Source organism: Streptosporangium sp. NPDC001559 (assembly GCF_042893955.1).
In the GTDB taxonomy this organism is placed as follows: Bacteria; Actinomycetota; Actinomycetes; order Streptosporangiales; family Streptosporangiaceae; genus Streptosporangium.
This window is the reverse complement of the sequence record NZ_JBIAVG010000005.1, coordinates 1-20,768: the sequence shown is the minus strand read 5'-3', so window position 1 is coordinate 20,768 and position 20,768 is coordinate 1. Positions and strand designations below refer to the sequence as shown.

General features: G+C 68.5%; 22 protein-coding genes. 16 read left to right on the top strand and 6 right to left on the bottom strand.

Translation table 11 applies throughout. The annotated features are described in order from the left end of the window. Positions 1–15: 15 nt before the first annotated feature. On the top strand, positions 16–861 hold the full coding sequence (locus ACFYY8_RS12765) for a fumarylacetoacetate hydrolase family protein (RefSeq protein ID WP_352014012.1): 846 nt from the start codon (positions 16–18) through the stop codon (positions 859–861). 143 nt (positions 862–1,004) lie between these two features. Here the strand turns inward: ACFYY8_RS12765 and ACFYY8_RS12760 are convergent, their stop codons facing one another. Further along, entirely contained in the window at positions 1,005–3,512 is a 2,508-nt protein-coding gene (locus ACFYY8_RS12760) for a M28 family peptidase (RefSeq protein ID WP_390040141.1), read from the bottom strand. A 459-nt stretch (positions 3,513–3,971) separates the two neighbouring features. Between ACFYY8_RS12760 and ACFYY8_RS12755 the strand changes: the two genes are divergently transcribed. Next, positions 3,972–4,595 (top strand): dioxygenase, encoded by a 624-nt coding sequence (locus ACFYY8_RS12755; RefSeq protein WP_390040139.1) that lies wholly within the window; start codon positions 3,972–3,974, stop codon positions 4,593–4,595. Between the two features lie 19 nt (positions 4,596–4,614). Here ACFYY8_RS12755 and ACFYY8_RS12750 read toward each other — a convergent pair whose 3' ends face one another. After that, positions 4,615–5,376 (bottom strand): TetR/AcrR family transcriptional regulator, encoded by a 762-nt coding sequence (locus ACFYY8_RS12750; protein WP_390040137.1) that lies wholly within the window; start codon positions 5,374–5,376, stop codon positions 4,615–4,617. Between the two features lie 81 nt (positions 5,377–5,457). Here ACFYY8_RS12750 and ACFYY8_RS12745 point away from each other — a divergent pair, with 81 nt between their 5' ends. Continuing rightward, entirely contained in the window at positions 5,458–6,417 is a 960-nt protein-coding gene (locus tag ACFYY8_RS12745) for an ATP-binding cassette domain-containing protein (RefSeq protein WP_390040135.1), read from the top strand. Continuing rightward, complete coding sequence (locus ACFYY8_RS12740) at positions 6,414–7,217, top strand: ABC transporter permease (protein ID WP_390040133.1); 804 nt, start codon at positions 6,414–6,416, stop codon at positions 7,215–7,217. The genes ACFYY8_RS12745 and ACFYY8_RS12740 overlap by 4 nt, the downstream gene beginning before the upstream one ends. A 50-nt stretch (positions 7,218–7,267) precedes the next feature. Here the strand turns inward: ACFYY8_RS12740 and ACFYY8_RS12735 are convergent, their stop codons facing one another. Beyond that, positions 7,268–8,974, bottom strand: a complete 1,707-nt coding sequence (locus tag ACFYY8_RS12735) for an amidohydrolase (RefSeq protein WP_390040131.1) — start codon at positions 8,972–8,974, stop codon at positions 7,268–7,270. 159 nt (positions 8,975–9,133) lie between these two features. Here ACFYY8_RS12735 and ACFYY8_RS12730 point away from each other — a divergent pair, with 159 nt between their 5' ends. The 4 genes from ACFYY8_RS12730 to ACFYY8_RS12715 all read left to right on the top strand — a co-directional run bounded on the left by ACFYY8_RS12730 (position 9,134) and on the right by ACFYY8_RS12715 (position 13,337). Then, positions 9,134–10,069 carry a TIGR03619 family F420-dependent LLM class oxidoreductase gene (locus tag ACFYY8_RS12730; protein WP_390040129.1) on the top strand — a complete coding sequence of 312 codons (936 nt, stop codon included), beginning with the start codon at positions 9,134–9,136 and terminating at the stop codon, positions 10,067–10,069. An 8-nt stretch (positions 10,070–10,077) separates the two neighbouring features. Beyond that, entirely contained in the window at positions 10,078–11,502 is a 1,425-nt protein-coding gene (locus tag ACFYY8_RS12725; protein ID WP_390040127.1) for a gamma-aminobutyraldehyde dehydrogenase, read from the top strand. Between the two features lie 672 nt (positions 11,503–12,174). Beyond that, positions 12,175–12,726, top strand: a complete 552-nt coding sequence (locus tag ACFYY8_RS12720; RefSeq protein WP_352014021.1) for a sigma-70 family RNA polymerase sigma factor — start codon at positions 12,175–12,177, stop codon at positions 12,724–12,726. After that, positions 12,723–13,337: a hypothetical protein gene (locus tag ACFYY8_RS12715; protein WP_390040125.1), complete on the top strand. Its 615-nt coding sequence runs from the start codon at positions 12,723–12,725 to the stop codon at positions 13,335–13,337. Before ACFYY8_RS12720 ends, ACFYY8_RS12715 begins: the two co-directional genes overlap by 4 nt. 286 nt (positions 13,338–13,623) lie before the next feature. Here ACFYY8_RS12715 and sigJ read toward each other — a convergent pair whose 3' ends face one another. Beyond that, positions 13,624–14,520: an RNA polymerase sigma factor SigJ gene (sigJ, locus tag ACFYY8_RS12710; protein ID WP_390040123.1), complete on the bottom strand. Its 897-nt coding sequence runs from the start codon at positions 14,518–14,520 to the stop codon at positions 13,624–13,626. A gap of 202 nt (positions 14,521–14,722) precedes the next feature. Here sigJ and ACFYY8_RS12705 point away from each other — a divergent pair, with 202 nt between their 5' ends. Further along, positions 14,723–15,097, top strand: coding sequence for a hypothetical protein (locus ACFYY8_RS12705; protein ID WP_390040121.1), 375 nt, complete (start codon positions 14,723–14,725; stop codon positions 15,095–15,097). A gap of 237 nt (positions 15,098–15,334) precedes the next feature. Here ACFYY8_RS12705 and ACFYY8_RS12700 read toward each other — a convergent pair whose 3' ends face one another. Further along, on the bottom strand, positions 15,335–15,643 hold the full coding sequence (locus ACFYY8_RS12700) for a 4a-hydroxytetrahydrobiopterin dehydratase (RefSeq protein ID WP_390040119.1): 309 nt from the start codon (positions 15,641–15,643) through the stop codon (positions 15,335–15,337). Between the two features lie 21 nt (positions 15,644–15,664). Further along, positions 15,665–16,810 (bottom strand): hypothetical protein, encoded by a 1,146-nt coding sequence (locus ACFYY8_RS12695; protein ID WP_390040117.1) that lies wholly within the window; start codon positions 16,808–16,810, stop codon positions 15,665–15,667. A gap of 261 nt (positions 16,811–17,071) precedes the next feature. Here ACFYY8_RS12695 and ACFYY8_RS12690 point away from each other — a divergent pair, with 261 nt between their 5' ends. The 7 genes from ACFYY8_RS12690 (at position 17,072) to ACFYY8_RS12660 (ending at position 20,674) form a co-directional block, all read left to right on the top strand. Next, a complete protein-coding gene (locus tag ACFYY8_RS12690) occupies positions 17,072–17,299 on the top strand; it encodes a hypothetical protein (protein ID WP_390040115.1) in 228 nt (75 codons plus the stop codon). Beyond that, positions 17,296–17,646 carry a hypothetical protein gene (locus ACFYY8_RS12685; RefSeq protein ID WP_390040114.1) on the top strand — a complete coding sequence of 117 codons (351 nt, stop codon included), beginning with the start codon at positions 17,296–17,298 and terminating at the stop codon, positions 17,644–17,646. The genes ACFYY8_RS12690 and ACFYY8_RS12685 overlap by 4 nt, the downstream gene beginning before the upstream one ends. A gap of 59 nt (positions 17,647–17,705) precedes the next feature. Beyond that, a complete protein-coding gene (locus ACFYY8_RS12680) occupies positions 17,706–18,005 on the top strand; it encodes a hypothetical protein (protein WP_390040112.1) in 300 nt (99 codons plus the stop codon). Positions 18,006–18,312: 307 nt separating this feature from the next. Next, positions 18,313–18,537 carry a BldC family transcriptional regulator gene (locus tag ACFYY8_RS12675; protein ID WP_390040110.1) on the top strand — a complete coding sequence of 75 codons (225 nt, stop codon included), beginning with the start codon at positions 18,313–18,315 and terminating at the stop codon, positions 18,535–18,537. Positions 18,538–18,649: 112 nt separating this feature from the next. Continuing rightward, on the top strand, positions 18,650–19,783 hold the full coding sequence (amcB, locus tag ACFYY8_RS12670) for a cyclophane-forming radical SAM peptide maturase AmcB (protein WP_390040108.1): 1,134 nt from the start codon (positions 18,650–18,652) through the stop codon (positions 19,781–19,783). Next, a complete protein-coding gene (gene amcA, locus ACFYY8_RS12665) occupies positions 19,780–19,968 on the top strand; it encodes a multiple cyclophane-containing RiPP AmcA (protein WP_362784437.1) in 189 nt (62 codons plus the stop codon). The genes amcB and amcA overlap by 4 nt, the downstream gene beginning before the upstream one ends. Before the next feature lie 43 nt (positions 19,969–20,011). Further along, on the top strand, positions 20,012–20,674 hold the full coding sequence (locus tag ACFYY8_RS12660) for a pentapeptide repeat-containing protein (RefSeq protein ID WP_390040105.1): 663 nt from the start codon (positions 20,012–20,014) through the stop codon (positions 20,672–20,674). The last annotated feature ends 94 nt before the right edge of the window (positions 20,675–20,768 follow it).

Sequence of the window (20,768 nt, the reverse complement as noted above, 5' to 3'; positions counted from 1 at the left end):
TGGAAAGGGCCGTTGATGCCCGAATATCGCAGAATCCTGCTCGACGGCGCCGCCACCCAGGTGCGGCGTGAAGGCGACGAACTGGTCAGCGCCGACGGGCGGGTGGTCGGTGTCGAGGAGGCCGTGCACCTGCCGCCGGTCGTCCCCTCCAAGGTCGTCGCGGTGCACCTCAACCACCGCAGCCGGGTCGAGGAGTTCATGACCACCCTGCCCGACGCCCCGACCTACTTCCACAAGCCCACCTCCGCCCTCAACGCGCACAAGGGCGCCGTGGTCCGTCCCGAGCGCTGCAAGTACCTCAACTACGAGGGCGAGGTGGCCATCGTCATCGGCCGCACCGCCCGTAACGTCTCCCCCGAGGAGGCGGGCGACTACATCGCCGGGTACACCATCGGCAACGACTACGGGCTGCACGACTTCCGTGACACCGACGCCGGGTCCATGCTGCGCGTCAAGGGCTCCGACACGCTGTGCCCGCTCGGCCCCGGCCTGGTCACCGACTGGGACTTCCACCACAAGCGGCTGCGCACCCTCGTCAACGGGAAGGTGGTGCAGGACGGCTCCACCGACGAGATGGAGTGGGACATGCACTACCTGGTGGCCGACATCGCCCGCACCATCACCCTCTACCCCGGCGACGTGCTGCTGTCGGGCACCCCGGCCAACTCCCGCCCGGTCCAGCCCGGTGACGTGGTCGAGGTCGAGGTCGAGGGGCTGGGCAAGCTGACCAACCACATCGTGACCGGCCCCGCGCCGATCCGCGACGACTGCGGCGCCCAGCCGACCGAGTCGGAGGAGGTCATCTCCACCACCTTCGGCGGCGACTGGGAGTTCCGCGGCATCCGCGCTCCCCAGCGCTAACGGCCTTGTCCGGCCGGCCCGTGACCGCGTCTCCGCGGGGGCCGAGGACGGGCGGGCCGGGCGAACCCCGGCCGGAGTGATCCGGCCGGGGTTCTCCCGTTCAGGCGCGCGTCACAGCCTCATCGCGAGTGTCACAGCGGGTGTCACGGCTGGGGCTGCGCGAGGGTCGGGCCGGTGCTCACGGCCGCCCGCCAGATGGCGTAGAGGGTGGCGTCGGCGGCCCGGTCCAGGATCGTGTCGCTGATGTTGCTCGTGGTGTCGCAGGCGGAGTGGTAGCAGGAGTCGTAGGGCTGGTTGGCCGTACCTCCCCACTTGGAGGCCTGGGCGTAGGTCTTACGGGCGCTGGCCCCGGCCGCGACCCCGGAGGTGGGGATGCCCCCGTTGCGGAAGGAGGCGTCGTCGGAGCGGTTGGCGCCCTCGACGTTCTCCTCGGTCTGGACACCGATCTGGTTGTAGAAGGCCTTGAGATCGGCCGCCGCCGCGGTGGAGATGTTGTTGATGAAGTAGCCGCCGTTGCGCGAGCCGACCATGTCGAAGTTCAGATACCGCTTGATCTTGGATCGCCCGGCCGAGCCGAGCGAGTTGACGTAGAACTTCGAGCCGAGCAGGCCCTGCTCCTCGTCCGTCCACCAGCCGAACCGCACGTGCTTGGCCACGGTCGGTTTGTACTGGGCCAGGGTCAGCGCGACCTCGAGCAGGCTGGCGGAGCCTGAGCCGTTGTCGTTGATGCCGGGACCGGCCGAGACGCTGTCGAGGTGGGCACCGGCCATGATGACCTGGTTGACGTCGCCGCCCGGCCAGTCGGCGATCAGGTTGGGACCCGCGCCCCGGCTGCAGCCGCTGGTGCAGCTCTGCCGGGTCACGGTGTAGCCCGCGGCGCGCAGCTTGTTCTCGATGTAGGTGACCGAGGCGGTGTAACCCGCGCCGGTCGAACGGCGGGTGCCGCCGTTGCTCGATGCGATGGACTGGAACTGCTGCAGGTGGGCCTTGACGTTGGCCAGGCTGACCCCAGGGGGGTCACCGGGTCCCGTGGGGGCCACCACCGGCGTCACCGTGGGGACCGGGACCGGGGGCGGGGTCGGCGTGGCGGAGGGGACGTTGACCGCCCTCCAGGCCGCCCAGACGGCGGCGTACTCGACGCTGCGGGAGCCGTACAGTTCGGCCGCGGCGGCGAGGGTCGCGCGGTGGACGTCGGTGTGACGCCAGGTCGAGGTCCTGCGCAGCAGGGCGTTCAGGAAGATCTTGCCCGCCTTCTTGATGCCGATGCCGGCCAGGTAGGACGGGCCGGAGCAGACCGGGCTGTTCGGCTTGCCGCCGCCGGGGTGGGTGCCCTCGGCCAGCAGGTAGAACCAGTGGTTCTGCGGCCCGGCCGCGGCGTGCACCTCGGTGATGGGGATCGTGGAGGAGTAGCAGTTGGGCGCGCTGTCGATCAGCGACGGGTTGGCCATGTTCCTGATCGGGCCGGTGCCGAGCAGGTCGACCTCCTCGCCGATGGTGTAGTCCGGCGGGTCGCCGGGGACGTTCGCGTAGTGTTCGAGCAGCGTGCCGAAGATGTCACCCGCCGACTCGTTCAGCCCGCCGAACTCGTTCCCGGTGCCCATGCTGCCGCTGCCCGCGAACTGGAAGACGGCGTGGCCGTACTCGTGGCCGATGACGTCCAACGCGGTGGCCTGCTGGGTGTTCGCCCGGTTGCGGCCGAAGACGGCGTAGGAGCCGCTCCAGTACGCGTTGGCGTCGTTCATGCCGACCCGCGTCGGGAAGCCGCCGCCACGGCCGTTGAAGCCGTTGTAGCCGAACCAGTCGCGGAGCATGTCCCACATCTTCTGGGCGGCCCAGAAGGCGTCGACACAGCCGGTCTCCAGGCTGGTGCCGGTTCCGTCGCCCCAGGAGTCGACGTCCTTGGTGTACGGCGCGCCGTTCTGCCCGCCGCAGGCCAGGCCACTGCGGGTGGGGTCCTTCATCGTGTAGGAGCCGGCGGAGCCGGAGGTGGAGATCGTCACCCGGCCGTTGTAGAAGCCGTTGCCGGTGCCGTACTTGACCAGGTCGTAGGCGTCGATGACCGAGCCGTCGAGGGCGTCGACGAAGACGTGCTGGACGCTCGGTTTCCGGTCGGCGACGCCGGAGACCGCGACCTCCCAGGCGAGCCTTTCGCCCTTCTCCCCGGCCCGCACCACGAGCCTCGGCTGCTCGGCCTTGTCCACCTGGGACAACCTGGCCTTGGCGGTCCTCAGGGCGCTCCTCGTGCTGACCTTCGGCGTCACCGCGACGTCCCCGGTGGGGCCGGTGGCCGCGACGGTGTCGATGATCTTTCCGGCGGCGTCGGTGACGACCACCGCGTCGCCGCCGACCACCGGCAGCCCCTTGTAGGCGCGCTCGTAGCCGACGTACTGCGTGCCGTCGGCGCCGGAGGTCACGCCGGTGCGTTCGAAGCTCTCCTCCGGGCCCCTGCGTAACACGCCCAGCCCCTCGGCGACCGCCTTGTCCGCGGCCTGCGCGGCCAGCGTCCTGGGGTCGCTTCCTGGGTCGGCCGTCGTCGCGTTCGACGTTCCCGGGGTGGTCTGTCCGGCCGCGTTCACGGGTGCCGTGTAGAGCGTGGTCGCCGCGACCGTGGCGACACCCACCGTCACCGCGATCAATCCCTTACGTTTCATGCGTGTCGTTCCTTCCTGGCTTCCCCGCGTGCCTGGTGTTCGCTGGGAACACCGGGCGCCGACGCCACCGGAAACATCCGGAAGGTACGGAACATCACGGGGATTGGGGGGCAGAAAAGGGATACGGTTCTAACTTTTCCGGTCAAACGGTAAGCACTAAGTGGCCACCGAAAAACCGTCGCCACATGCGTGGCTCAGTAGAAGAAGCTACGTATCCTCCCCCGAAAAAACCACCCCTGTGGCCAGGGAGGTCTCGCCCACCAATTACCGAAATTTCATGAAAAGGAAGGCCCTATATCGAGGGTGCGACGCCTCGGACAATGAACAGCCAGGGGGTATTACCCGAGACTATGGACGCCCGTTGGGTGCAAATGATCTCAATTCCATGCGACCTTAAACAAACCGGCTCCTGCCGTTCTCCGAGGAACCGGACACCCCCCGTACGCCGAGGAGACCACCGTGGGCGCCGATCGCGTAACCGACGAGACCGAGAACGGCATCAGCAGGAAGGCGCTGCTGAAGGCTGCCCTGATGGGTGTGCCGATCCCGCTGCTGCTGGGCCAGGCCGCACCCGCGTCGGCCGGGGAGACCGGGCGGCTCCTCGACCCCACGCCGTTCTGCGACGACGACCCGACCCTCCAGCAGCCCGTGGGCGTCCACTTCAGGCCGAGCTCTCCCGCGCGCAACGTCTTTCCCGGCTCCGGCACCCCGCTGAAGGTCAGCGGTTTCGTCGTGAACCGCTCCTGCGACCCGCTGCCCAACGTCCTGATGGACTTCTGGCACGCGGACAGCCAGGGGAAATACGACAGCATCGGGTTCGCGTTCCGCGGCCACCAGCTCACCGACCCCCAGGGCGCCTTCAAGCTGACCACGGTCGTGCCCGGTCCCTACCCCGGGCGCACCCGGCACATCCACGTCAAGATCCAGGCCCCCGGCCTGCGGCTGCTGACCACCCAGCTCTACTTCCCCGGGGAACCGCGCAACAGCTCCGACGTCCTCTTCGACCCCCGGCTGCTGCTGAACGTGTACGCCGGCAACGCAACCTACGTCTTCGTCCTCGACTCCACCGGCACCCGGCCCTGAGGCCGACCTCAAGGCCGGGTCAGCCCTCCCGGCCGGTGATCAGGGTGGCCACTCCGTCGAGGATGCGGTCGAGGCCGAAGGCCAGGGCGACCTCCGGATCGGCGGGGGCGTCGTACTCCTGGCCGGCGGCCTGACCGACCCGGGAGGCGACGGGGAACCTGGTCTCGTCGGCGACCTTGTCCAGCAGTGGCGCGTTGGCCACCCACCACTCGTCGTCGGTCAGGCCGCTGTCACGCCGGGCCTCCTCCAGGCTCGCCCTGGTCCGCGCGGTGCCCTCGACGTGGGTCAGGACCAGGGTGAGGACGGCGTCCATCTCCAGGTCGGTCAGGCCGATGCCGTCGAGGGGGCGAAGCTCGGCCTCGTATTTGAGCACCGCGTTCGGTCCCAGGGCGGGGCGGCCCCCGGTGGCCTGCAGCATCCAGGGGTGGCGTAGGTAGAGGTCCCAGTTGCGCGCGGCGACGAACCGCAGTGCCCCCCGCCAGCCGCCGGGCTGCGCGGAGGGCGCGTCCACGTCGTCATAGAGCCTGCCGTACGCGGTGTCGACCATCAGGTCCACCAGCTCTGTCTTGCCGGGCACGTGGGTGTAGAGCGACATGGTGCCGACCCGCAGCCGCTCGGCGACCTGGCGCATGGAGACGGCCTCGATGCCCTCGGCGTCGGCCAGATCGACGGCGGCCTCGACGATCGCGCGGATGGTCAGCCCGGACCTTCCCGGCCTGCCGTGCGCCCCCCACAGCAGGGCCAGGCTGCGGGCGGGGTCGGCGCCCTTTCTTCCGCTCACGGGAACAGTCTCCAAACCTTCGGCGTTGACCCCACTATAGTCATTCAGTACGGTGTACGGTACGCCGTACGAAAGGAAGGGATGCACGTGGGGCGACCCGAGTTCACGATCGACGCCGAGGGTGTGCGCAAGCGCTACCCGAAGACCCCGGAGGGGACGGGTTTGAATGGGTTCGACCTGCGGGTGCGGGCGGGCTCGGTGCGCGGGCTGCTCGGCCCGAACGGGGCGGGCAAGACGACCGCGGTCCGGATCCTGGCCACGCTGCTCGAAGCCGACGCCGGGCGGGTGAGCGTCGCCGGGTTCGACGTCGGGACGCAGGCCCGGCAGGTCCGCCGGAACATCGGGCTCGTCGGGCAGTACGCCGCGGTCGACGAGGTGCTGACCGGGCGGCAGAACCTCGTGATGTTCGGCAGGCTGAACCACCTGCCCGCCCCGGCGGCCAGGAGCAGGGCCGAGGAGCTGCTCGAACGCTTCTCCCTGACCGAGAGCGCCGGCAGATCGGTCTCGACCTACTCGGGGGGCATGCGGCGCAGGCTCGACCTGGCCGCGAGCCTGATCGTGGCGCCGCCGGTGCTGCTGGTCGACGAACCGACGACCGGTCTCGACCCGGCGGCCCGCGCCGAGGTGTGGGAGGCGGTCCGCGAGCTGGCCGAGTCGGGCACGACCGTGCTGCTGACCACCCAGTACTTGGAGGAGGCCGACCGGCTGGCCGACCGGATCTCGATGCTCAGGGCCGGCCGGGTCGTCGCCGAGGGCACGCCGGACGAGCTCAAGGCCACCGTCGGCGGCGACCGGATCGACGTCGCGCTGTCCGGTGGTGACGACGTGACGACGGTGCTCGCCCTGGCGGGCCGGGTCGCCTCGGGCGAGCCGTACGCCGAGGGCGACCGGGTCAGCGTCCCGGTGGCCGGGCGCACCCGCGCGCTGGCCGAGCTGGTTTCGGCGCTGAACGAGGCGGGCGTCGAGCCCGAGGACATCACCCTGCGCCGTCCGACACTCGACGAGGTCTTCCTCAAACTCACCAAGGAGGTCGTTCGATGACGGCACTGTCCACGGTCGGCTGGGCCTTCGCGGACACCTGGACGATCACCAGGCGCGACCTGAACCACTGGGCCCTGCGGCCCGGCACGGTCGCTATCGGCTGGGTCTTCCCCGTCATGATCGCGCTGATGTTCGGCGGCCTGTTCGGCGGCGCGATCGAGGTGCCCGGCGGGGGAGGTTACTTCGACTTCCTGATGCCCGGGATGTTCGCCATGACCGTGTTCTTCGGGCTGGAGAACACCATGATGGCCGTGACGACCGACGCCGCGAAGGGCGTGACCGACAGGTTCCGCTCGATGCCGATGAGCTCACTGGCCGTCGTGGCGGGTCGCTGCGTCGCCGACATGCTCAACTCGGTGGTCGGCCTGGCCGTCATGGTCGGCGCGGGGCTCGCGCTCGGCTGGCGCTGGCACGAGGGGCCCGGCTCGGCCCTGGCCGCGTTCGGGCTGCTGCTCCTGCTGCGCTTCGCCCTGCTGTGGGTGGGAATCCTGGCGGGCCTGGCCGCCGGCGGCCCGGAGTCCGTGACGGCCGTGCAGATCCTGGTCTGGCCGGTGGGCTTCCTGTCCAACGTCTTCGTCGACCCGGCGACCATGCCCTCCTGGCTCGGCGCGATCGCCGAGTGGAACCCGCTCTCGGTCACGGCGGCGGCCGTACGGGACCTGTTCGGGACCCCGGGCTTCGAGGCCGGGTCCTGGATCACGCTGAACGCGATCCCCATGGCGGTGGCGTGGCCACTGCTGCTCGTCGCGGTCTTCCTGCCGCTGTCGGTACGGAGATATCGCAACCTGAGCAGGACATGAAAAAGGGACCGTCCCGGGCGCACCCCCGGGACGGCCCCTCGCTTGGTGGCTCAGTTCCCGGTGCGCTCGTAGACGACCTTCCCGCCCAGGACGGTCAGGTCGACCGGGATGTCGGCGTAGTCGTGCGGGTCACCGGCGCGCAGGTCACCGCCGAGGACGCACAGGTCGGCGATCTTGCCGACCTCGACGCTGCCCTTCCAGGACTCGGCGAAGTCCTGGCGGGCGGGGTTGATCGTGTAGGCGCGCAGCGCGGTGGCCAGGTCCACGCACTGGTCGGGGCCGCTGACCTTGCCGGTCGCCTTGGACTCGCGCAGCATCATCGAGGCGACGGCCTGGCGCCAGTTGGGCTCGGTGATCGGCGCGTCCGAGCTTGAGCAGACCGCGACGCCCGCCTCGACCGCGGAGCGGACCGGCCACTGGTACTCCGAGCGCGCCTTGCCGAGGATGTCGTCCATCATGTCGGCGGTCATCCACTTGATGCCGGGGTTCATGTTGACCGAGTAGCCGTGCGCGGCGAGTTTGGCCAGGCTCTCGGCGGAGACGAAGTCGCCGTGGATGAGGTAGTGCCTGGCGTCCGGCCTGGGGTGGACCTCGTTGGCCGCGACGAAGGCGTCGACCACGGCGTCGATGCCCCGGTCACCGGTGACGTGCACCCCGAGCTGGTAGCCCGCCGCGTGCGCGTGCCTGATCATCTCCCGCAGCTCGGCCTCCTGGAGGGCGGCGGTCGCGCCGTGCACGCACAGCGAGCCGTAGCCTCCCGCGCTGCCGTACGGCTCGTGCATCCAGGCGGTCTCGTTGGGCGGGACACCGTCGGCGAAGATCTTCACGCCGATGACCGACAGCAGGTCGGGGTCGATGTCGTCGGGCACGCCGAGGCCTTCGAGCCCGGCGACCAGGTCGGCCGCGGAGCCGCCGATGGCGGCGGGCAGCAGCAGGACCCTGACCCTGGCGGCCAGTTCCCCGGCACGGGCCAGCTCGATGTAGGCGTCGAGGGACTCGGTGCTGAGGCCGCCGCCGAGGATCTGGGTGCCGCCGGGGCCGAGGCCGGGCTCGGTGTAGCTGGTGATGCCCTCGGCGTGCAGGGCGGCGACGGCCTCGCGGATGGCCTCCTTGCGCTGCTCGACGCTCGCGACCGGGATGAGGCCCTGCACGAGGGCCTGGGCGGCCTCCTTCAGGATGCCGGTCGGCTCACCGTCGGCGCCCACCTCGATCACCCCACCGGGAGGGGCGACGGTGTCACGGGTGATCCCGGCGATCTCCAGGGCCTTGGCGTTGACCCACAGCATGTGCGCGGAGAAGTCGGTCAGCGCGACCGGGTGGTCGGGGGAGACGGCGTCCAGGTCGCGGTGGTGCGGCCGGCGGGACGGGTCGGCGAGGACTTCGGCGAGGTAGCCGAGGTCCCAGCCGAGGCCGGTGATCCACTCCCCCTCGGGGGTGGTCTCGGTGGCCCGCCGTACGGTCTCGACGATGTCGGCGATGGACTTGACGGCGGGGTAGCCGACGCTGAGCGCGAAGGGCGGCCTGGTCAGACCCCAGGCGGCACCGTGCAGGTGCGAGTCGTTGATGCCGGGCAGGAGCGTACGGCCCGCCAGGTCGATCACCCGGGTCTCCGGTCCGGCCAGCGCCTCGATCTCCGCGGTCTCGCCGACGGCGAGAATGCGTCCGTCCCGCACCGCGACCGCCTGGGCCACGGAGAAGTCGGCGTCGACGGTCAGGACGTCGCCGTTGACCAGGATCAGGTCCGCTGGTTGGGACATCGGAGGCCTCCAAGGGGTTGTTTGAATGAATGTATGGACCCAAATGACTCTCCGTCAATGGGGCGCCGTGCAGCTCACGGCGTACAAACCTTGCCAACACCCGCCCCCGGGACATACCGTTTGGACCCAAATCTTTAGACGACAGGCGGAGGCGTGCCCGTGGCGACCCCCAAGATGCTGCTCATCCTCAGCGAGAACTGGACGATGACGCCGGGAGACGACCTGGCCTCCGTCGTCCGGTGGGCCCGTGAGGCGGAGGACGCCGGGTTCGACTCGGTGATGCTCAGCGAACACGTGGTGCTCGGCCCCGACTCCGGCGCCCTGGGGGTCATGCCCAACCCCAGGGAGTACGCCCTGCCCGGCAACCAGGACCCGAAGACCTCCTGGCCCAACTCGATCGTCCTGCTCAGCGCCATCGCCGCGGTGACCAGCCAGATCCGGCTCGTCGCCGGGGCGATCCTGGCCCCGCTGCGCCACCCGCTGCTGCTGGCCAAGGAGATGGCCACCCTGGACCGGCTCAGCGAGGGCCGCCTCGTCGTGCTCCCCACGGTGAGCTGGAGCCGCGACGAGTACGCCGCCCTCGGCGTGCCGTACGAGAAGCGCGGCAAGCTCCTCGACGAGCACCTGGCCGCCTGGGACCTGCTCTGGCGGGAGTCCCCGGCGAGCTTCGACGGCGAGTACTACCCGTTCGAGGACGTCTACCTGGAGCCCAAGCCCTTCCGCCCCGGCGGCCCCACCCTCTGGTTCGGCGGCCAGACCCTGCACGGCCCGCTGCTGCGACGCCTGGTCCGTTACGGCCACGGCTTCAACCCGCTCGGCAGGCCCAAGCCCGAGGAGCTCGACCTGCTCGCGAACGCGATGCGCGAGGCCGGGCGGGACATCTCCGAGCTTGAGATGATCGGCGGCACCCGGGCGATCTTCCCCGACAACGACTCGGTCGCCGACCTCGACCAGGCGCTGTCCACCATCCCCGACCAGATGGCCCAGGGCTTCGACACCTTCTGCATCAAGCCCTCCCAGTTCACCGACGACCCGCACGACGTCGCGGCCTTCTGCCGCCGGGTGATGGCCCGCGTCGAGACCCTCACCAGCTAAGGAGACCCATGGACACGCTGCGCAACGTGATCGGCGGGCAGAGCGGGGAGCCCGCGGGCGGCGAGTGGATGGACCTCGTCGACCCGGCCACGGAGAAGGTGTACGGCCGCGCGCCCCGCTCGAACGCCGACGACGTCGCCGCCGCGGTCGCCTCCGCCACCGAGGCCGCCCGCTCCTGGCGGCGCAGCACCCCGGCCAGGCGGCAGGAGCTCCTGCTCGACCTCGCCCGGCTGATGGAGGAGAACCGCGACGCGCTGACCGAGGCCGAGGTACGGTCAACCGGCAAGCCCCGCGGCATCACCCGCCGCGTGGACGTCGGCGGGTCCATCGACGCCATCCGCTACTTCGCCGGCGCCGCCCGGGTCCTGGAGGGCCTGGGTGCCACCGAGTACGCCGAGGGCCACACCTCGTTCGTACGGCGTGAGCCGATCGGCGTCGTCGCCCAGGTGACGCCGTGGAACTACCCGCTCATGATGGCCGCCTGGAAGATCGGTCCCGCCCTGGCCGCGGGCAACACCCTGGTCATCAAGCCCGCCGACAGTACGCCCGGCTCGACCGTGCTGCTCGGTGAGCTGTGCGCGCAGGTCTTCCCGCCCGGCGTCGTCAACGTCGTCTGCGGCGACCGCGACACGGGCCGGGCGCTCGTCGAGCACCCCGGCGTCGAGATGGTCGCCATCACCGGTTCGACCCGCGCCGGGATCGAGGTCATGCGCTCGGCCGCCGACGACCTCAAGGACGTCCACCTCGAACTGGGCGGCAAGGCCCCGGCCGTGGTCTTCGGCGACGTGGACGTGGTCGAGACGGCCCGCTCGGTCGCCGAGGCCGCCTTCTTCAACACCGGCCAGGACTGCACCGCCGTCACCCGCGTCCTGGTCGAGGAGAGCGTCGCCGAGGCCTTCACCCAGGCTCTCGCCGAGGCCGCGGACGCCCTGACCGTCGGCGCCCCCGACGAGGAGGGCGTCTTCCTCGGTCCGTCCAACAACGCCGCGCAGGCCGAACGGGTCGCCTCCTTCGTCGAGGGGCTGCCCGGCCACGCCCGTGTCGTCACCGGTGGCCACCGCCTGGACAGGCCCGGCTACTTCTTCGCCCCGACCGTGGTCGCCGGGGTCCGCCAGGACGACGACATCGTGCAGCAGGAGGTCTTCGGCCCGGTCGTGACCGTGCAGTCCTTCGCCGACGAGCGGGAGGCGATCGAGCTGGCCAACGGCGTCCCCTACGCCCTGGCCGCCAGCGTCTGGACCCGCGACACGGGCCGGGCGATGCGGCTGACCGCGGAGCTGGACTTCGGCGCGGTCTGGGTCAACTGCCACCAGGTGATCATCCCCGAACTGCCCCACGGCGGCTTCAAGCACTCGGGAACCGGCAAGGACCTGTCGCGGTACGGCTTCGACGCCTACACCCGGATCAAGCACGTGATGATCAGCCACTCCTGACTTCCGGTCGTGAGCCTTCTGTCCGGAGGAGGCTCGCCGACCGGGGTTTCCGACGAGGAAGGGGCGCGCCCAACGGGCACGCCCCTTCCTCTGTTTCCTTCCCATCCGGCCTTTCCACCTGGGCTCTTCCAGCCGGGATTTCCGCTCGGCGCCTTCCGTCCGGACCTTCCACCTGAGGCCTGCCCGCTGAAGCTTTCCGTCCAGGGCTCTTCCAGCTGAAGCGTCTGTTTGGGGTGTCAGCCGTCCTGTGTCCAGAGACGTAGTCTCTCCGGGTTGCGGACCACCCAGATCCGGGTGACGTGACCGTCGGCGACGTCGAACGCGGCCACGGTCGTGACCACACCGGCACGCCGTTGACCGACCGCTCCAGGAGTTCGAGCTCCGGGGCCATGTCGCGACCATGTACCGGGCGATGCGTGGGCTGCGGTGGACCCGGTTCTCACTGGACGAGCCGACCGAAGCAACCGGTACCGACGCCTCCGTCACCCTCGCGAAGGCGGTGAGTGGTCGCGCACAGGGCGGGTGCTCATGTTCCCGCCCTGTGTCGTGTGGCGTTTCGACCTGGGACGACGGCGCCGCTCCAGCCGGGCCGGAGGAGCGGATCCGCCCCTTGTAACCCTTTAGGAGATTCTGACCAAAGGGGGTGTTAGCCAATGAAGGGGGGCATTGCCAGTGCTTCGCAAACAGGCGGAGATCGCCACAGATCACGCGGCGTTCGAAGCCTTCTACCGGCGGCACGTCGATGCGGTCACCCGCTTCCTCGCACGACGCGTCGACGACCCGCACACCGTGGCCGACATGGTGGCCGAGGTGTTCATGGCGGTGCTCAACTCCGCCCACACCTACCGGGCCGAGCAGGGGACCGAGCTCGCGTGGCTGTACGGCGTGGCACGCAACAGGGTCTCGACCGAGCGGCGGCGGTCGTTCAAGGAGTGGCGGCTGGCGAGTCGGATGAGCGGGAGGCGACCACTGGACAGTGACGACATCGCCAAGCTTGAGGAGCGCATCGACGCGGAGCAGCCCGCCAGGCGGCTCTTCACGGCCATGGCCGGCCTGCCGAAGGGGGAACGCGCCGTACTCGAACTGGTCGTCATCGACCAGCTCACGGTCACCGAGGCGGCGGTGGCCCTCGGCATCCAGCCGGGGGCCGCCAAGGTGCGGCTGCACCGCGCTCGCCGCAGGCTGCGGGGATTGCCCTTCGTTCTGGAAGGAACACTGGGATGAGTTTCGAGGAACAGATACTGATGCAGATGAAAGCCGAGATCACCGCGCGCGCCAACCGTCGACGCATCGGTCGCCGCCTGCTCACGGGGGCGGCGGTGGCCGGGCTGGCCGCGGCGGCGACGATCGCGATGCCGCTGCTGACCGGGTCGGAACAGGCCGCGTACGCGGTGACCAAGAACACCGACGGCACGATCAACGTCAAGCTGAACGAGTTCAGGGACGCCGACAAGCTGGAACAGGATCTGAAAAGGATGGGGGTGTCCGCGGACATCACCTACCTCAAGTCCGGTAAGGCGTGCCAGGGGAACAGGGGAGACATCGTTGGGGGCGCGTCCCCGGAGGAATGGGAGGGCTCCGCGTCCGCCAAGGCCGTTCGCCTGCTGCCTCACGGAGGAGGGTTGGAAATCGATCCTCGGTATGTCGGAAACGGGCAGACCCTGGTGATGATGCTCACCGAGAACAAGGACCGCGTGTTCGGGTCGGCGAGATCGGGGACGCAGTGGCAGCTCCCCACCTACGTGGTCAATGGCCAGGTCAAACCATGCGTTGTGGTCGACGACCCGCTCTGGAACGACGTCGACGGCTCCGGCGGGCCCCCGGCGGGAAGCTGAACCCGCCAGGAGTGCCCCTGGCCGTCCAGGCGCCCTCCACTCCTTCCGCCCCGACCGTGGCCGCCGGGGTCCGTGATCAAGCCGTGGTGATCGGCCACTCCTGACGGCCTCCCCTTCAGGTCGCGAGCCCTCTGGCCCGGAGAAGCGGGCCTCTTCAGGTCGCGAGCCTCCTGATCCGGAGAAGCGAGTTTTCTGATCCGGAGGAGGCTTTCCGATCGGGGAGGTCTTCCATGAGGAAGGGACGTGCCCACCAGGCACGTCCCTTCTTGTGTTCTCCGCCGGAGTGTCAGCCGTCCTGTGCCCAGAGGCGTAGTTTCTCCGGGTTGCGGACCACCCAGATCCGGGTGACATGACCGTCGACGATGTCGAACGCGGCCACGGTCGTGACCACACCGGCACGCCGGGCCACCAGACCCGGCATGCCGTTGACCGACCGCTCCAGAAGTTCGAGCCCCGGGGCCATGTCGGCGATGGCGACCATGTACCGGGCGATGCGCGCGCCGCCCTCGACCGGGTGCGGTACGGTGCCGACCGCTCCCCCGCCGTCGGCGACCATCACGGCGGCCGGGTCGAGGAGGCCGACGAGGGCCGTGATGTCCTTCGTCTCCCACGCCTCCTTGACCTGCCGTACCGCGTCGGCCCGCGCTGTCGTCGCCACCGTCGCCGTCGTCGGGGCCCGTGTGCCGTCCACCCGCCGCCGGGCGGAGGCCGCCAGCTGCTTGCAGGACGCGGGGGTCCGGTCGAGAACGTCGGCGATCTCGGCGAAGGAGTAGCGGAAGACGTCGTGCAGAACGAACGCCACCCGCTCGGCCGGGGTCATCGACTCCAGGACGACGAGGAAGGCCATGGCCACCGACTCGTCCAGGACCAGCTGGTCGGCGGGGTCGGCGCCCTGGCCGCGGCCCCACTCGGCACGGTCGGGCAGCGGCTCGGGCAACCACGCGCCGACGTAGCGCTCACGCCGGGCCCGCGCGGAACCGAGCACGTCCAGGCAGACGCGGCCGGTCACGGTCGTCAGCCAGGCGCCGGGGGACGCGATCTCCTCCCGTTTGCCTCGCGGCAGCGCGTACCAGCGCGTATAGGCCTCCTGTACGGCGTCCTCGGCCTCGGCCAGTGAACCGAGCAACCGGTAGGCGACATTGATCAGTTGGCGCCGCTCAGCGGCCGTCCCAGCCGTGTCCATGCTCCCGGCCGCCTCCTCGCCTTACCTTTCGCGGGCCTGCGTCGTCGGACTGATGAGACCTTATCGATCCACTACCTCGGGGTACTTTTCAGCACTTCCTGATGTGTCCGGATATTTCTGGATACTTCCAGGCACTTCAGAGCACTACCAGGCACCAACAGGCACTTCGAGACACTTCCAGGGCGGAACAGGGGACCGTGACATGGCCACTCAGGTGACGGCACAGCGCAACTTCTCGTTTCTGCGGATCGCGATCGCTCTGCAGACCCTGACCATCTTCGTTCAGGCGACCTCCGCCGGACTGCTGCTGACCACTCCCTACGGGGAGACCCTGCACAGCGCCGGAGCCCGCGTCATGTACGGAGCGTCGGTCCTCTACGTCCTCGCGGCGATCCTGGCCTGGAGACCAGGCGGCGGCTCCCCCCGCCCCATCCTCCACGCCTCCGGCTTCCTCGTCCTGGCCTCCGTCCAGGTACTGCTCGGCATCGCCCACATCCCCTCGGTCCACCTCCCCCTGGGCGTCCTGATGTTCGGCCTGAGCCTGCTGGCCCTGGCCCGGACCTGGCGCAGGCCCTGAACCCGTGTTTCACCCCCTCGGCCGCCAACCACCTTTCGTGGCACACGAAGGCGCGATGGCCCGAGTCCCGAACCCTTCAGGGTGATGAGCGACTCACCTCGGCGGAGAAGACCGCGCCGACTGAGATGCTGTTGCGAACCCTTCAGGGTGATGAGCGGCCCGAGGGTAAAGTCCCAGATCAGGCAGGCCGCGACGAACCCCGGGCTCTTGTCCGCGCCAACCTGTGGAGTGTGTGGTTCAGGCTGGTTCGGCGCCGTGGGCGGTGGCGATGGCGTCGATGTGGTGGGCCAGGTCGAAGTCCTTGGCGGTGAGGCGGTGCCCGGCGTCGTGGGTGGTGACGGCGAAGCGGATGCGTTGCCAGGTGATGTGCATGTCGGGGTGGTGTCCGACCTCGCGGGCCTTGGCCGCGACGTACACGGCCAGGTGGACGCACTCGTGGTAGGTGTGCCGGAAGGTGCGCTCGATCGTGTGCCCGTTCCGTTCCCAGCCGGGCAGCCCGGCCAGACGCTCGGCGATCTCCTCATCGGACAACGGGTGGAGGGTCATCGTCATCTCCATCGTGAGGGGTCAAACCAAGGAAATGATCTCAGCCAGTTCCCGGCCTGAAGCTGTGGCCGCCCATGCCGTCGCGTGTCGCGGAATAGCCTTGAGCTCCTGACGTAGCCGCACCGATCCTGTGCCCTGAGCGATCGGTGCGGTGGTCGAAACGATCTGGATAACTCGTTCCGGCTCGGGAATCGCCGCCAGAGCGCTTGCATGACGCGCCCAGAAAACGCCGTTGTCGCGCCGGGCTGATTCCGGGGCTGCGCCCAGGATTTGGTCCCAGAGCGTGATGGCCTCACGGTAGGCCCCGAGCCGCAGGTACGCGGTCGCCCGTTGGATGTCGATGTATCCGGGGGTTCGGCGGCATGCATTGCCCCATGGGTGTTCGTCATCCACATGGCCTACCAGTTCGGCGGCCCGGTCAAGGAGACGATCGACCTGCTCCTTGTCCTTCGCGGGAAGCATCGAATGACCATGCGCCTGATGCACCAGAGCGAGAACGCGGACCTTCGGGCACAGTTTGCTCTCTTCGGCCAGCGCGGCCTCGGCGTAGTCGACCACCATCCGGCCGTCTTCCAGATCGACGGCCAGCATCGCCTTGTTGGTGAGGGCATAGCTGATGAGTTGCGGGTTCTGGGAGCGATGGGCCATGTCCAGAGTGAGGGTTCGCCAGCTCCCGGAGTGCTTGATGTCGCCCGCGTCCTGGTAGAGCCAGCCGAGCAGCGCCGCGTAGGCGACTCCGGCGCTCAACAGGCCACGGCGCACGGGTGCGTCAGCTGCTTGGGCGAGTTCTCTGATCAGCTGAGCCTGGGTTGCGACGGTGGGAATGAGGTGGCGAGGTCCTAGCCACATGTCGGCCTTGTAGTGGCCGGGAAGCTGTTCGAGGAAGTACATGACGAGCTCCGGTGCTACGGGGCCTTGGTGGGGCGGGTACGGAGTGGGCTCGATGGTACTTGCGTCCACGTCGGTGATGGTGCGCTGTTCTGGCCTAGCGGAATCGAAGAGCTGGGCCTCTTCGAGGCAGAACACCTGGCAGTACAGCAGGCGGTAGGGGTCTTTGGGCTGGTGTTCGCCAGCTTCCCATTTCTTGATGTTGCGGATGAGGCTTTCGCGTTCGGGAAGGCGGCTCTGCGTTTCCGGCCCGGCAGCCCTGACGAGTTCTCGCGCCATTTCCTTTTGGGTCCAGCGGCGCTTACGTCGTTCAGCTCGTAGCCGCACGGCCCATGGGGGTGTTGTGCCGGGCATCGCAACGCACCTCTTCACGGGGCTGGGGAACCACGACCTTCCCTCAGTCTCCCCTACTGCCACCTGTTCGCGCGTGTACTTAACGCGCTGGGATGACTACAGATCAGCACTTGAGGCAACCGGCGGACTCGCCCGGCGGCTGAACCACCGAGACGGTTCCTTGATCGGACAGAGGAGGTCTGAGTCGTGCATGACGACACGTCCACGACGACCGCACCGGCGATCCCTGGCTGGCGGTTGATCATCAGCGACACCGGCCGGTTCTGGGCCATCCGCAACCGAGCCTTTCCGCGTACGGCGTTGCGCGCCGGAGCGGAGCCGACGGTGGACGCCGACACCTTCGAGGAGGTCCGGGAGGCCGTGGCCGAGCAGGAGGAAAAGGCCCGCACCGCTGTTGAGGGGGTGTCATCGTGACCGGGCGGCATCGGGACGGCCTGCCGTACGCGCCGGTGTATCGGCGAGTCTGGGACGGCCCGGCTCGCGCCGAGGCGGAGCGGATCGACCTGGCGTGGGCTGAGTGGACAGTTCTCTACAGCCTGGGAAAGCGGTGCTTCTACGCCATGGCCGCTTGGGACGGCCCGCGACCGGTGATCGTCGAGGACGTCACGGGTGAGGGGTTGGAGGAGCGGATGCGGGAGGCGGAGACGATCCGGGCGATTCGGCTTGTGCCGCCTTCGTTGGTTCGGCGGAGGCGGCTGGCCGCTGAGGTGCGGGGTCGGGTCGTGGAAAAAGGGCGTTCGCCAGGTGGGAGGGCGGCGTGATGATCCCGGCCTGGGCTTCTCGTCAAGTTTCTGAGTTTTCAGATCGAGCCTGTAACTCCGTGCAGACGGCTCACCCGGACTGGCTGATCTTCCACAGCTCGCGGTCCGGCCTGTGGAGCGCCTACCGGAGCGTCCTGTCCGGCAGGCCGTACCCCGGAAAGGTGCTGTTGGTGCGGGCCGAGTCCGCCGAGGAGCTGGATCGCAAGCTGGCCGCCCAGGTGTCTCCGGTGGTGCCGCCGAGCATTCAGGCCGTGGCCGTCGCCCGCGCCCTGCAAGCTCGAACCGCTTGGGGTTCCCGGGCCGTTCACGCCGTCGGGCCAGGTCGGTCCACGGCGTTGCGCAGACTTCTGCGCTCCTAGGAGCCGGTACGGCGGGCGGTGGAACGTCATCCCACCCGCCGCCTCGCCGTACCCCATGAACGTGCGGCTCAGGTAGGAGGGACCTGAGCCGCACACCCCGCGAGACGGCTTCCACGCACGCTGACGTGCTGGGGAAGGGGGAGCCGTCTGGCGCACCAGCCCCGAGTTTGGGGCTGGTCCTCCTCCAGGGTGCCCGGCCGCCTGCTCCCCGGCTCGGGGCCGGGCACCCGCCTCGCGAAGACGAGATCCTCCACCGCAGCAGCTACTGAACGCCTGCCCACCGCATCAGTCCCTCCAGGAGAACCGCATGTCCCCACTCAAGGTCGTCGCCCCCGACGGGACCTTCGCCACCGGGCCGGACACCACCGAACGCCTCCTCACTCCTGGTGAGGTCGCCCGGATTTTCGGGGTGGACCCCAAAACCGTCAACCGCTGGGCCCTCACCGGCCGCATCCCCTCGGTAAGAACCCCCAGCAAACAACGTCGCTACCGCGAAACCGACATCAAGGCCCTCCTCAACACCTCGCCTTGATCGCTCTTCCAGGCCCGACTAATTGCGATAGCCGCTGGAAGGAGAGCACACAGATATTAACGATTTTCCCGCCAAAAACCCGGTTCTTCCCTGATGAAAGGAATGCCGCGAAATGGAAGATCTAGAATTCCATCGGTGGTTCGGAAAGACCAGAACCCTAATACTACAGCCGACCACACTATGCAATCTTGATTGTGTTTACTGTTACCTTCCGCACCGGCGTCTCAGCAATGAGATGTCTCCCAAGGTCGCCCAAGCCATTGCCGAATCAGCGGCCGAGCTGATCAGCCCCAACCATCCGTTGGAAATCGTGTGGCACGGCGGGGAACCCATGGCTCTGGGCCTGCGCAAGTTCCACGCGCTGCTCATGCCGTTCGAACAGTTCCGCGATATGGGGCAGGTTCAGCACTACATGCAGACCAATGCCACCCTCGTCGACGACGAATGGTGCGACCTGCTTGCTCGTCACCAGATCCGTGTCGGCGTCAGTATCGACGGCCCGGCGGCTCTGAACGCTCGGCGAGTCGATCTGCGCGGCCGTCCGGCCTTCGACCGGATCGTGCGTGGCATCGACCGCCTGCGTGAGCACGGTATCCGCTTCAGCGTGATCGCTGTCGTGGGGACCGAAGGCATCGAACAGCCCGAGTCACTCCTCGATACCCTCGCCGATCTGGGACCGAGCACCATCGGACTGAACGTGGAGGAGATGGAAGGTGTCAACGATCGGCGGTGCGAGATCACCCGAGACCAGGCCGAACGGTTCTGGAAGGGGGTCATGGATTGGCGCAGAGCCCATCGCGGGGGACCCGCACTGCGGGAACTCGATCGGCTCGCCGATTATCTGTATCTCGCCCGCAGCGGGCAACTCGACGAGTGGTGCAGGTACGGGCTCGATCCGATTCCGACCGTTTCGGTGGATGGAAACGTGGTGCTGATGTCGCCTGAACTGGCAGGCATCGACGACAAAACCTATGGCAGCTTCCTCGCCGGGAACGTCTGCTCTCAGACCATTTCCAGCATGCTGGTCCATGCCCACCGGCTGCGCTACGTCCGCGAGTTCATGGCCGGCCTGCGGCGCTGCGAAGCTGAATGCGAATTCTGGAAATTCTGCCAAGGCGCCCAGGCGGGAAACCGCTACTTCGAGAACGGCAGTTTCGCCACGACTGAGACCGACTACTGCCGGCTCACTCGCCAAGCCCTCGTCACTGCCCTGTACACCTCAACCAAAAAGGAGAACGCGGCATGACCATGTTGGAGTACCTGACCACGGCAGATGCGAAGGTGATCGATGAGCTGATCAGTACCAGCGCATTTCAAGCCCCTGGTCCGCTTCAAGCCGCTAAGTTCGACAACAAGCCGAGCTGGGACAACCAGAAGGGCGGAGCCTTCGACAACAGGCCCGGTTGGGACAACTGGAGCAAGAAAAAGTAGTAAATGGCCGGCTAGGCGACCGAGCATCCCCCTGGAAGGCACGATGAGCACACGAACCATACGCCAGACGAGCGTCACACTGCCTGATCTGGACGACGCGGACCTCGACGAGGTCGATTCGCTGGAGGGCGAGGACGGGCGGTTGCGCGACTTCCGATATGCCAGCGCCAGCCTGCGCGAACTGTCCCTGTCGGAAACCCAACTCATGGACGGACGCGTCGCCGGTCTCACCACCCAGCGTGCCCGCCTGGACGATCTGAGCCTGCACTCGGTGGAGTTCACCGAGTGCGACCTGTCCGGCCTCCGCTGGGTGGACAGCAAGCTCTCTCGGGTCACGTTCACCGACTGCAAGGCGCTCGGCGCCATATGGGAGGACGTCACGTTCGATGACGTGGTCTTCGAACGGTGCAAGCTCGACTACACGGCCTTCACCCGGCTTCGTGCCGTGGGTTCGGTGATCTTCGCTGACTGCTCGTTGCGGGAAGCGCGGTTCAGCGGGTCCGACCTGGGCGGCGTGGCGTTCGACGAGTGCGACCTGCGTCTGACCGAGTTCGACGGCGGCGTCTACCAGGCCTGCGACCTGCGCGGTAACGACCTGTCCGGCCTCCGTGGAGTGAGCGCCCTCAGGAAGATCATCGTTGATCGGTCTCAGCTCCAGGATCTCGCCGAGGCGTTCGCGGCCGAGCTGGAGATCACCGTTGGCTAAGGGCTTGCAGATAATTAACCCGTAGCCTTCGGAGATGCCACTCGTTGGTCTGGTATGGGCGTAGCGGCTGAGACTGAGGCGTTGCTGGCGGCGA

Coding starts and splice junctions, on each gene's coding strand:
- ACFYY8_RS12700 (WP_390040119.1), bottom strand. CDS start 15,643: ATGACCCTCCACCCGTTGTCCGATGAGGAGATCGCCGAGCGTCTGGCC.
- ACFYY8_RS12735 (WP_390040131.1), bottom strand. CDS start 8,974: ATGTCCCAACCAGCGGACCTGATCCTGGTCAACGGCGACGTCCTGACC.
- ACFYY8_RS12705 (WP_390040121.1), top strand. CDS start 14,723: ATGGCCACTCAGGTGACGGCACAGCGCAACTTCTCGTTTCTGCGGATC.
- ACFYY8_RS12765 (WP_352014012.1), top strand. CDS start 16: ATGCCCGAATATCGCAGAATCCTGCTCGACGGCGCCGCCACCCAGGTG.
- ACFYY8_RS12725 (WP_390040127.1), top strand. CDS start 10,078: ATGGACACGCTGCGCAACGTGATCGGCGGGCAGAGCGGGGAGCCCGCG.
- amcB (WP_390040108.1), top strand. CDS start 18,650: ATGGAAGATCTAGAATTCCATCGGTGGTTCGGAAAGACCAGAACCCTA.
- ACFYY8_RS12745 (WP_390040135.1), top strand. CDS start 5,458: ATGCACGTGGGGCGACCCGAGTTCACGATCGACGCCGAGGGTGTGCGC.
- ACFYY8_RS12740 (WP_390040133.1), top strand. CDS start 6,414: ATGACGGCACTGTCCACGGTCGGCTGGGCCTTCGCGGACACCTGGACG.
- ACFYY8_RS12715 (WP_390040125.1), top strand. CDS start 12,723: ATGAGTTTCGAGGAACAGATACTGATGCAGATGAAAGCCGAGATCACC.
- ACFYY8_RS12695 (WP_390040117.1), bottom strand. CDS start 16,810: ATGGCGCGAGAACTCGTCAGGGCTGCCGGGCCGGAAACGCAGAGCCGC.
- ACFYY8_RS12660 (WP_390040105.1), top strand. CDS start 20,012: ATGAGCACACGAACCATACGCCAGACGAGCGTCACACTGCCTGATCTG.
- sigJ (WP_390040123.1), bottom strand. CDS start 14,520: ATGGACACGGCTGGGACGGCCGCTGAGCGGCGCCAACTGATCAATGTC.
- ACFYY8_RS12675 (WP_390040110.1), top strand. CDS start 18,313: ATGTCCCCACTCAAGGTCGTCGCCCCCGACGGGACCTTCGCCACCGGG.
- ACFYY8_RS12760 (WP_390040141.1), bottom strand. CDS start 3,512: ATGAAACGTAAGGGATTGATCGCGGTGACGGTGGGTGTCGCCACGGTC.
- amcA (WP_362784437.1), top strand. CDS start 19,780: ATGACCATGTTGGAGTACCTGACCACGGCAGATGCGAAGGTGATCGAT.